Here is an 8788-nt window from a genome sequence, read left to right as displayed (position 1 = left end):
CTTCCTCCACACGAGGATCCTCCGGAAAGGGGCTGCCGTGAATAGCGGTTGTCCATATTTGTCCCAAGAATTGGGCAGCTGCTGATACCACATATCCTGCAACATGGCCACGTACAACGCGGCCTATGGCATCGGGATCCCACCCAACGGAATGAGCCTATGGAACGGGAAGCGGATAGTTTTGCGCGCGAATTTCTCATGCCGGCCGAATTAATGTGGAGTTTATACGGCCAATTCGGTACCGACACAGCAGCGCTGGCACGACACCTGCGCTTGAGTCGACCGGCCGTGGCCTGGCGGATGCAGGAATTAGGCATCGGGCACCGCCAAAACGCGGTATACTGTAGGGAGAGGAGGAGTTATGATGGCACAGTCGTCGACCCCCGTCAGAATTGACGTGGCGGAACGTACAAAGCGTCAAGAGGCCGTGGATTTTGCGCGGCATAGCATCGGCCTAGAAGGATTGCACCTGAACGCCGAAGCGGAGGCCCTATTCGCACGATATGTCCGCGGGGAGCTGGATTGGCGACAGTTCAAAGCAGCGGCTCTGAAGGTGGCCACGGAGCATGGAACCGCCCATTGATGAAGCGTTTCTTGTGGCTATCCGAATTACCGAGTTGGAACAAGACCCTGTGCGCGGCGCGTTTGATGTGGCGCATTTGTGTGAGGTCCACCGCCGTATCTTTCAGGATCTACCACAGTACCATCCTGGCCAGTTCCGGCCCCCTGCTCCTACCCATGTGAAAGCCCGCGTCCTCGAATCCCTCGGAGTCCGATATTACGTGCCGTATGCTCCACGCGACCGGGTGGATGCCGGCCTAACGCGCGCTCTCTCCAGTAGGAGCCTGCGCGATGCACAAGGAATGTCCTTGGCGCAGTTTGCATCATACCTGGCGCAATTCTATGGTGACCTCGATTATTGGCATCCATTCGTCGAAGGCAATAGCCGCACCTTACGAACCTTTACGCGGCAATGGGCCCGTCAGGCCGGTTTTGTGCTGGATTGGGGCCTAAGTAAGCACACTGAAGCTGCCCGGGATCGGTTGTATATCGCTCGGGACAAGGAAGTGATGGCGCGGGCGTTTCCTCATCTTTCGCAAGCCCGGGCGATGATGACCGAAGATCTCGTAGAGTACGAAGCCTATGTGATGCTCCACCGGTTTCGGTCATACGCGTCATTGGAGACCCTAATGCGAGAATGGACGGCGCGGGCTCCCAACCGTGGCGTGAGACAGACGAGAGAATCGGAGCCAGAGCGCGACTAAAATGACGGGTGAGAACGGTAGCCTCGTCGGATCTTGCGGTCAATGATGTGCTGAACCAAGGCGGCTGCGCTCTCACAGTCGGCCACCGGGTAAAGGCGTTGGCGATATTGAGCGGACCCTAACCGTCCCCAGGCCGTCCAGACGACCCAGTCGTTAAACAGGTCGGGTTGCACCCACACCCGATACCACCGATAGCAGTTCTGTGCGGGCACAACGCGCGTCCCTGCCCACTCACGCGGGTTATGCGCGTCCGTGATAGCCATAGAGCTTGTCCAGGACGGCAACCGTCGCCTCATACCCATATATCTCCCGATAGGCAGCCATCAACTGGTGTAGCGCATGTTCCAGGAGGAACTCGTGATCCTGCGTCCCCTTCGGAGCGACCGTGATGCGGGCGAAGTCTGTATCAATATATATGGGATTGTTCATCCGTGGCCTCCTTCTGTAGTCACCCTGTTCAACGTTGAACACGCGCCAAGAACATGATCCGGAGCGCTTCCACTACCTGACCTGCCGCGTCTCCGAGCACGGCCAACTATCCGATCACGCTATCGCAAGCAAAACGCGGCCGCCCTCCCTTGTCCCATGTGGCGTAAAGAGCTCGTATTGCGTTGACGCATCTTCTTTCCCTAGGGTCCTGTGTTCAACGTTGAACACCCTGACAAGTCGATTACGCCGCGCACCTGTCTCGCCGTACACGCACCGTGTTCCCAATGGCTCAATAGTCCCCAATGGGGTGATCCATAGGTCTCTCTATGCATCGCACGACCTTTCTTTTCGCTGGGGCATAGTCTTTGATTTGTCGTAGCCTGCGCGTGGCGTGAGAGATCTGGCCTTCCAGACTGTTCAACGTTGAACAGTCCCGTTCGGTATTGCGCCCCCAGCGCTTTAGGCCCGATCCCGAATACTGGGCGACGATTGGGATATTTGTTGGCTCATGAGGTCCTGTGTTCAACGTTGAACACCCTGCTGCGCATCCGAAGTGTTGGACCTATCGGTTGCTACAACAGGAGCTGCGCGGCGCCGAGCCGCGTCCGCGAGTAATTCCCCTTGGGTGATCAGCGCCTGTGCGACACTCAGGAGTTCATCCGGCGAGAGCTTGGCTTGATAACGCGCTGTTAACTGCGCGAGATGTTGCGCGGACGTCCACACCCGGTCAAATACGGGCGACGAGGGCGTGGGAGCACGCCGTGACACCTCCGGCAACGTCCCCTGTGCTTGCGTTGTGGCTAAGGCTTCTAAAAAGCGTTCCCAGGTAGGATGCTCTTTCGTAATCCACGTCAGATACGCCTCAATTGCCCCAGGAATATGCTCGACGCCCTCCCGATCGACGAGCACTGTGAAACGATGGAGCCAACGAAGCGGTAGACGTTCCGATTCCATGGCCATTCTAAGCTGCGGATTGCGATAAATCCGAACCAATGCGGATAACCGTCCCAAGCTTTCGTGCAACTGGGTCGCGGTTTCGCGGAGAGACCATCCGTGGCGTTCCATGAGTAGGACAGCGCGGCGCGCTTCATCAAACGGACTAACGGCCGCGCGGTGTCGATTTTCTACGTAATTGGCGACCGTTTGTGTCGACTCGTCCCACGTCTGAATCACCGCAGGAATGGTGGTCCATTGGAGATAGGAGGCGGCCTGCAAGCGCCGGTGACCGGATACCACCGCATAGTGATCATCCTGGGCGATCACCGTAATCGGATGCATGAGGCCTAATTGCTTCATACTTTGCGCTAATGCGTTGAGCTCCTCGTCTTCAAGCACTTCCGAGCGGACATTAAAGCCCTCGCGTACGATAATGCGGTCCAGCGGAATACTGTGAATCACCGTTCCGGGTGTTTCATTGTGATCCGTTGCGCCAACCGGCTTTGTGATGGATGGCTGAGGGTGCGCGAGAGATGCCGGGAGTGCGCTATCCGGCCCCGCATATTTGACATTTTGGCGCATGCGTTCTTGCATCTGCGCTAATTGGTTCCGGGCATCAGGTCGTTTGGCTTGTCCCATCGGTCCAACACCTCCTCTAAGAGCGCGACAAATGTATAGGCGACACGATTTTGCGGGTCGTCATCTAGAATCGTGTGTCCGCGTCCTTGGGCGTTCACGAGACTGGCCGCTACCGGGATTTCTGTCCGAAAGATCATCGCGTCGGACGTAATAGACGTCAATAAAGCGCGGACATCGCGACCAAACATCGTGCGGACGTCCACCATATTCGCGACGACCCCCAGCACACGGAGAGACGGGTTGAGCGCATGGTGTCGAATGTAGTCAATCCGGTTAAATAATTGCCGAAAGCCAATGAGAGGGAAAGGGCCCGGGGTAATCGGAATCAGAATGCGATGCGCCGCCAACAGGGCGACTCGCGCCCAGAAAGAGGCTAAGGCCGGGGGACAGTCAATAATCATCCAATCGTAATCCGTGGCGTAGGTCGTGCGCAATGGCGCGGCAAGACTTAAGGGATCGACGCGCGTCTCAATCGCCTCCCATTCGTCATCGGCCATGGTGATAAACGCCGGCAAAATGTCGAGGGTGGGCATGGTCGGATGATGATGAAGCGTCGGCGCTCTTCCATAACGCGGTAACCATGCACTGAGCGTATGTGAAGGATCCGGAGTTACGTCGAAGGCTGCTGTGCTATTGGCTTGATAGTCAGCATCGACCAGCAGCGTCCGAGCTCCCGTCAAGGCCATGGCCATGGCCAGATTCGTTGCGATAGTCGATTTGCCCACGCCGCCTTTCTGATTGGCCACCGCGAGAATCTTCATGGGCTACCATCCTCGATCCTTTCCCGTTCGGCATCGGGTAAAGCGCGTTCAATCAAATACCGAATCATGTAACTTTCGGTGGGGCGACCGGGCCACCGCTGCGCCAATCGTTGAATGCGTGCCCGCAAGTCATGCGGCAGCCGTATCGCAATGCGCGACTGCGCTCCTGGTGTCATCAAGCCTTCCCTCCTAGAGTGCGGCGTCGTCAATTTCCACAAAGGCCACCGGATCCGGGAGAACCGGAGGCCATGTCTCCCCATGTTTCTTCATGCTCGCAAGGTAGCCGATGACCGCATCGCGCGCCATCGCCAGCGCTTCGCTCCGGGTGTCGCCTTCCGTCACGCATCCCGGAAGCGCCGGTACACGCGCAATGAAGCCGCCTTCCTCGGCCGGTTCCAAAATCACGGCAATTTTTTGCATCGTCTCCACCTTCCTTTGTCAAAGCCGTCGAAATACCTCTTCCGAGACCTGGGCTTGTTTGATGATGGCTAAAAGCGTCCCCTGACGCAAATCGCGTGAGCCATGAAATGGGACGACGGTCCGCTGATGCTGGGGACCGATCAGGATATAATGACTGCCAGACACGTGGTCAATAACAAACCCTAATTTTTTGAGCTTGCGTAAAACCTCTCGTGCTGTCAATACATTACCCCCTTACCTCTTCCTACTATACCCAATAAGGCGTAATTTGTCAAACAAAAGGTGGCCTTTGGAAGTTAAAGAGCGTCATGCTATGCACAGGATCGTTACGCGGAGACGTCCCTAGCCGTTTTAGTGCGCCACAGTTCACGGCATGTAGCTTGCCATAATGGACCGCGTGACGCGAGTGCTTGGCGTGCAAACGTACCCCCTAAGCGCTCGTATAACGTCTGTTCGACTTGCGATAAAAACTCTTGGGCCGCGGCCGTCTCCGAGGCCAGCCATGTAGTAATCGTGGTCCATTCCGTGTCCTCTGCGGGCGATGTCGTGTCGCCGGACGGCGACCAGGCCTCCTCGTCCCTCACGATGCGGTAGCGCCTAGGGGGCGACGCTTTCGGTGTCATCCATGTGGGCGGCGTTTGCCAATTTTGTTTGACCGCTGTATAGATCCATGCCGCGGGATGCTTCGGGCGGGCCGGATGGTGGGGCGGGCAAGCCCTATACCAGGCGATGACGCGCTCAATCGTTTCGCGCGTGCCAATCCGCAGTAAATTTTGTATCCATGGGGAGTCCTCTGGGGCCGCCTTGCTGTTTTCTCCCTGAGGGGCTGTGTCCCTGGTCGGCGCCGGTTGTCGTGAGGGGCTGGTGTCGGTTGTCGGCTTCAGAGAGGTTTCAGGATGAACAACAACGGAGGTAGGCTGTTCTCCGTGGACAGTTTTGACATGGGAATCACTGGCCTGGTGAGAATTCCTGTTGTTGATCTTTTTCTTTACAAAATTCTTTACCGTAGCTTGAGGGGTCGATCCCGCTAGCGCTGTCGAGGCCTCACTTAACGGCATGGGCGTGACCCGCCCCCCCGGGTCAGTATGTGCCTCCTCCCGGGTCATGGTGGGAGCTAAAACCCCGTGCTTGTCCGCCCAGGTGGTCAAAATATCTCCGAGGGAGGTGACGTCATGAGGCCGGGCGGCGGGTGGCGGATTGGCCGTAGAACCCGTGTCCTGTGTGTTGGCCGCGAAGGCCTGGGCTTGTGGGGGCGTCGCCGTCTCGGACGATAGGGCGGAGCGATGCGACCCGTCGGTTGACTCCCCGGGAGGAGTACTCGGACCCTGATCTTTGATGATGCGGTGGGGGCGGGGTTCCATCACGGGCGGCGTCTGTGTGTCGTGCGCGTACGCGGCCGAGGACGTCGCCGCTGGGTCGAAGATTTTCGCCGGCGGGGTGGAGTCGGCGAGGATGCGGGGCACAATCTGATAGCGGTTGCTGCCCTGGCCGCCATCGTGCCGGAACTGGGGCGTTACGTGCAGCAGCCCGAGCTTCACCAGAAACCGAATGGCGCGTTTGACGGTGGCGACCGAAATCCCGAGCCACGCGGCAATCGTGCTGTGCAGGAGATACACGTGGGCGTGTTTGCGCTGGTGCGCGAAGAGAACCCGGCACACCCGTTTGGTGTTCGCCGGCCAGTCAGTTTGTTCCACCCAGCGAAGAAATAAGCGATCGGTATATGAGTATGTTGAGGGTTTGGGCGAGAATGTCATGGTGTATGGAGGCTTTTGATAGCAGGCACGGTCGTTTGCAGGAAAATCGCTTGACGCGTGTGCGGCGGGCCCTTATCATAAAGACATAAGAATGCCCGAGACGTTCTTCGCAATTTTTTTGCGAAAACGCCTTGAGACTATCAAAACCCTCGGTCACTCCTTTCTATTTGAGAGAGGTCTGCCCGAACGATAACGTCGGGGTACTATCAAAACGCTGGTGTACTATCAAAAAACCGATGTACTATCAAAAAACGCTCGGTTACTCCTTGTCTATTGGGCGATATTGGCCCGGACGATAACGCCGGGGAACGAGACTTAAGAAAATCCGTGAACGGTTACGTGGCATCGGCCAAGATGTTTACCCACGTAACGGACGTAGAATTTTTTCACCACCCTTCGAAAAGCTCTCATGACACGGCCGCTGCGAACGGTCGTGTTTGCGTTTGGAGGGGCATGAAACAGTCATCACGCAAAAATCCCTCGCCAGACCGTTGTCTGCGAGGGTTAGCCTTGTCTTATCACTTACACATGGTACAATAGTAAGTGACAGCTAAACCGTTCGGTAATAACGGTTGGCGTGTCGGCGCGGGAGAACGATCGGTTGCGAAGCCGGTCGTTTTTCCGTTTGCGCGGACATTCGTGTCGTGTCGACAAGCATCGTGCCGTGGAGGCCTGTCCCCAAACTCTGGAATCATAGTAACCCATTGGGAAAGGGATTGGCAAGGATTCGTCGAATATTTGTCGCGCGAAAGAAAAGGGTTTACTCTGGGCGCATGCACTCACGTCCATTATAGCCCGTATCTTCGGAGGTGGGATATTGTGCAGCCCGGTGAACTTACGTCAACAGGGAGAAGATAGGTGGTGTTTAACGAAGCCCCTTGTCAACCACCCCGCCCTGAAGGGCGGAGCTTGCGGCATTGCGTACGCTCCATCGGTTGACCAGTCTTAGTCGCCCGCATCGACAGGAGCCTTTCGGTTCCGGGGAGGGAGCGACTCCGTTCGAATCGTCAGGACACCCGGGGATGCTTCTCCAGTCCCCGGCTCTGTCGCCCGCGGTTAAACGCGAGCTCGGGGTAGTGCCAGCCGTGCCGCGGACCAGACAAGCGTTTCGAACCTGGACGAGGAGAGACCCTCTCACGAGGGCGTGACCAGCCCCTTACGGGGCTCCGAAAGGAGAAGGAGTCACATGGTTTTTGTTCTCGATAAACACCAAAAACCGCTGATGCCGTGCTCGGAAAAGCGGGCGCGCCAGTTACTTGAACGGGGTCGAGCCATCGTTCATAAAATAGCGCCCTTCACGATCCGCCTCAAGGATCGGACGGTGGAAGCTTCCGCCTTTCAACCGCTGCGGGTGAAGCTCGATCCCGGCAGCAAAACCACGGGGGTGGCCGTCATTTTGGACGGGGCCAAAGGGACGAAGATCATTTTCTTCGGGGAGATCGTTCACAAAACGGGCATTAAAGCCCGCCTAGATGCCAGACGGAACGTGCGTCATGGGCGCCGGTTCCGCCACACACGCTATCGCAAGCCCCGCTTTCAGAATCGAAAGCGGAAAGCCGGGTGGCTGCCTCCGTCGCTGGAGGCCCGCGTCAACCAAACCTTATATGCCTTAGCGAAAATCCGGAGATTGGCTCCGATCACGGCGCTGAGTACGGAACACGTGAAATTCGACACCCAGCAGATGCAAAACCCCTTGATCTCCGGGGTCGAATATCAACAGGGCACGCTCTTGGGCTATGAGATCCGCGAGTACTTGTTAGAAAAGTGGGATCGGCAATGCGCTTACTGCGATGCGCGGGACGTCGATCTTCAAATTGATCATGTGTATCCCAAAGCGTTGGGCGGGTCCGATCGGGTCTCCAATTTGGTGATCGCCTGCCCCGCCTGCAATGCCAGCAAAAACAACCGCCTGCTGGCCGACTTTCTGGCGCACGATCCCGGGCGTCGCCGGCGTGTCGCCCAAAACGCCCGCAAGGTGGCAGGCAAAGACCGGGCTAAACAGCGCGAACGCGCCCAATGGGAAGCGACCCGCCTGGACCGCATTCAGCAACAACTGCGCACCCCGTTGAAGGACGCGGCCATGATGAATGCCACCCGCTGGCGGTTGTATGAGCAGCTCCAAGCCACCGGGCTTCCGGTCGAAGCCGGGTCCGGCGCCCGCACGAAAATGCAGCGCATTCAGCACCGACTGCCCAAAGAGCACTACTTCGACGCCTTGTGCGTCGGGGCCAGCACGCCGGATCGGTTCACCGCGCTCCCCGCGTATGTCCACATCTGGACCGCCAAGGGCCGCGGCAATCGTCAACGATGTCGCACGAACAAATACGGGTTCCCCATTCGATATCTCTCGGGCAAGAAGGTGCATTTCGGCTTTCAGACCGGTGATCGGGTTCGCGCGGACAAACGCCAGGGCCAAAACGCCGGTGTCTGGACGGGGCGCTTGACGATCCGCACCGACGGCCGGTTCGTTGTCACGACGGCGGACGGGCTTCGCATCGAGGTCTCTTGGCGATCCTGCCGATTGCTCCAACGCGGCGACGGGTGGCAGTATGCTCAAAAACCCGCGAATCGAGAGAAAGGGAGG

The 8788-nt window shown here is 57.7% G+C and carries 12 protein-coding genes; 4 read left to right on the top strand and 8 right to left on the bottom strand.

The genetic code is table 11. The annotated features are described in order from the left end of the window. Nucleotides 1–48: 48 nt before the first annotated feature. The 3 genes from CO251_RS18005 to CO251_RS04365 are packed head-to-tail and all read left to right on the top strand — an operon-like array spanning nucleotide 49 to nucleotide 1265. The gene (locus CO251_RS18005) at nucleotides 49–396 is read left to right on the top strand and encodes an ImmA/IrrE family metallo-endopeptidase (protein ID WP_103374592.1); all 348 of its coding nucleotides are present in this window, start codon (nucleotides 49–51) and stop codon (nucleotides 394–396) included. Beyond that, nucleotides 362–583 carry an antitoxin VbhA family protein gene (locus tag CO251_RS04370; protein ID WP_103374591.1) on the top strand — a complete coding sequence of 74 codons (222 nt, stop codon included), beginning with the start codon at nucleotides 362–364 and terminating at the stop codon, nucleotides 581–583. Before CO251_RS18005 ends, CO251_RS04370 begins: the two co-directional genes overlap by 35 nt. Beyond that, on the top strand, nucleotides 567–1265 hold the full coding sequence (locus tag CO251_RS04365; protein ID WP_103374590.1) for a Fic family protein: 699 nt from the start codon (nucleotides 567–569) through the stop codon (nucleotides 1263–1265). The genes CO251_RS04370 and CO251_RS04365 overlap by 17 nt, the downstream gene beginning before the upstream one ends. Here CO251_RS04365 and CO251_RS04360 read toward each other — a convergent pair. From CO251_RS04360 to CO251_RS04330, 8 genes are all read right to left on the bottom strand, one after another. After that, on the bottom strand, nucleotides 1262–1528 hold the full coding sequence (locus CO251_RS04360; RefSeq protein WP_158246173.1) for a WGR domain-containing protein: 267 nt from the start codon (nucleotides 1526–1528) through the stop codon (nucleotides 1262–1264). The two genes, CO251_RS04365 and CO251_RS04360, sit on opposite strands and share 4 nt — an antisense overlap. Then, on the bottom strand, nucleotides 1506–1694 hold the full coding sequence (locus tag CO251_RS17135; protein ID WP_031942623.1) for a hypothetical protein: 189 nt from the start codon (nucleotides 1692–1694) through the stop codon (nucleotides 1506–1508). The genes CO251_RS04360 and CO251_RS17135 overlap by 23 nt, the downstream gene beginning before the upstream one ends. A gap of 522 nt (nucleotides 1695–2216) precedes the next feature. Beyond that, nucleotides 2217–3269, bottom strand: coding sequence for a ParB/RepB/Spo0J family partition protein (locus CO251_RS04355; protein ID WP_103374588.1), 1053 nt, complete (start codon nucleotides 3267–3269; stop codon nucleotides 2217–2219). Further along, nucleotides 3230–4030: a ParA family protein gene (locus tag CO251_RS04350; RefSeq protein ID WP_103374587.1), complete on the bottom strand. Its 801-nt coding sequence runs from the start codon at nucleotides 4028–4030 to the stop codon at nucleotides 3230–3232. The genes CO251_RS04355 and CO251_RS04350 overlap by 40 nt, the downstream gene beginning before the upstream one ends. Continuing rightward, nucleotides 4027–4209 carry a hypothetical protein gene (locus CO251_RS04345; RefSeq protein ID WP_146038980.1) on the bottom strand — a complete coding sequence of 61 codons (183 nt, stop codon included), beginning with the start codon at nucleotides 4207–4209 and terminating at the stop codon, nucleotides 4027–4029. The genes CO251_RS04350 and CO251_RS04345 overlap by 4 nt, the downstream gene beginning before the upstream one ends. 10 nt (nucleotides 4210–4219) lie before the next feature. Further along, nucleotides 4220–4450, bottom strand: a complete 231-nt coding sequence (locus CO251_RS04340; RefSeq protein WP_014106981.1) for a type II toxin-antitoxin system HicB family antitoxin — start codon at nucleotides 4448–4450, stop codon at nucleotides 4220–4222. 18 nt (nucleotides 4451–4468) lie between these two features. Continuing rightward, the gene (locus CO251_RS04335) at nucleotides 4469–4672 is read right to left on the bottom strand and encodes a type II toxin-antitoxin system HicA family toxin (RefSeq protein ID WP_031942620.1); all 204 of its coding nucleotides are present in this window, start codon (nucleotides 4670–4672) and stop codon (nucleotides 4469–4471) included. Between the two features lie 104 nt (nucleotides 4673–4776). Next, nucleotides 4777–6204, bottom strand: a complete 1428-nt coding sequence (locus CO251_RS04330; protein WP_103374586.1) for a helix-turn-helix domain-containing protein — start codon at nucleotides 6202–6204, stop codon at nucleotides 4777–4779. Between the two features lie 1186 nt (nucleotides 6205–7390). Here CO251_RS04330 and iscB point away from each other — a divergent pair. Beyond that, the coding region (gene iscB / locus CO251_RS04325; protein ID WP_103374593.1) for an RNA-guided endonuclease IscB at nucleotides 7391–8788 on the top strand (1398 nt) is incomplete at its 3' end.

Source organism: Sulfobacillus sp. hq2, from assembly GCF_002903155.1.
Classification (GTDB): domain Bacteria; phylum Bacillota; class Sulfobacillia; order Sulfobacillales; family Sulfobacillaceae; genus Sulfobacillus; species Sulfobacillus thermotolerans.
This window is presented reverse-complemented; position numbering and strand designations above follow the sequence as displayed.

Bases quoted from the DNA above. Each gene is read 5' to 3' on its own strand.
- CO251_RS04350 (WP_103374587.1), bottom strand. From the start codon at position 4,030: ATGAAGATTCTCGCGGTGGCCAATCAGAAAGGCGGCGTGGGCAAATCG.
- CO251_RS04330 (WP_103374586.1), bottom strand. From the start codon at position 6,204: ATGACATTCTCGCCCAAACCCTCAACATACTCATATACCGATCGCTTA.
- CO251_RS17135 (WP_031942623.1), bottom strand. From the start codon at position 1,694: ATGAACAATCCCATATATATTGATACAGACTTCGCCCGCATCACGGTC.
- CO251_RS04355 (WP_103374588.1), bottom strand. From the start codon at position 3,269: ATGGGACAAGCCAAACGACCTGATGCCCGGAACCAATTAGCGCAGATG.
- CO251_RS04340 (WP_014106981.1), bottom strand. From the start codon at position 4,450: ATGCAAAAAATTGCCGTGATTTTGGAACCGGCCGAGGAAGGCGGCTTC.
- CO251_RS04360 (WP_158246173.1), bottom strand. From the start codon at position 1,528: ATGGCTATCACGGACGCGCATAACCCGCGTGAGTGGGCAGGGACGCGC.
- CO251_RS04365 (WP_103374590.1), top strand. From the start codon at position 567: ATGGAACCGCCCATTGATGAAGCGTTTCTTGTGGCTATCCGAATTACC.
- CO251_RS04370 (WP_103374591.1), top strand. From the start codon at position 362: ATGATGGCACAGTCGTCGACCCCCGTCAGAATTGACGTGGCGGAACGT.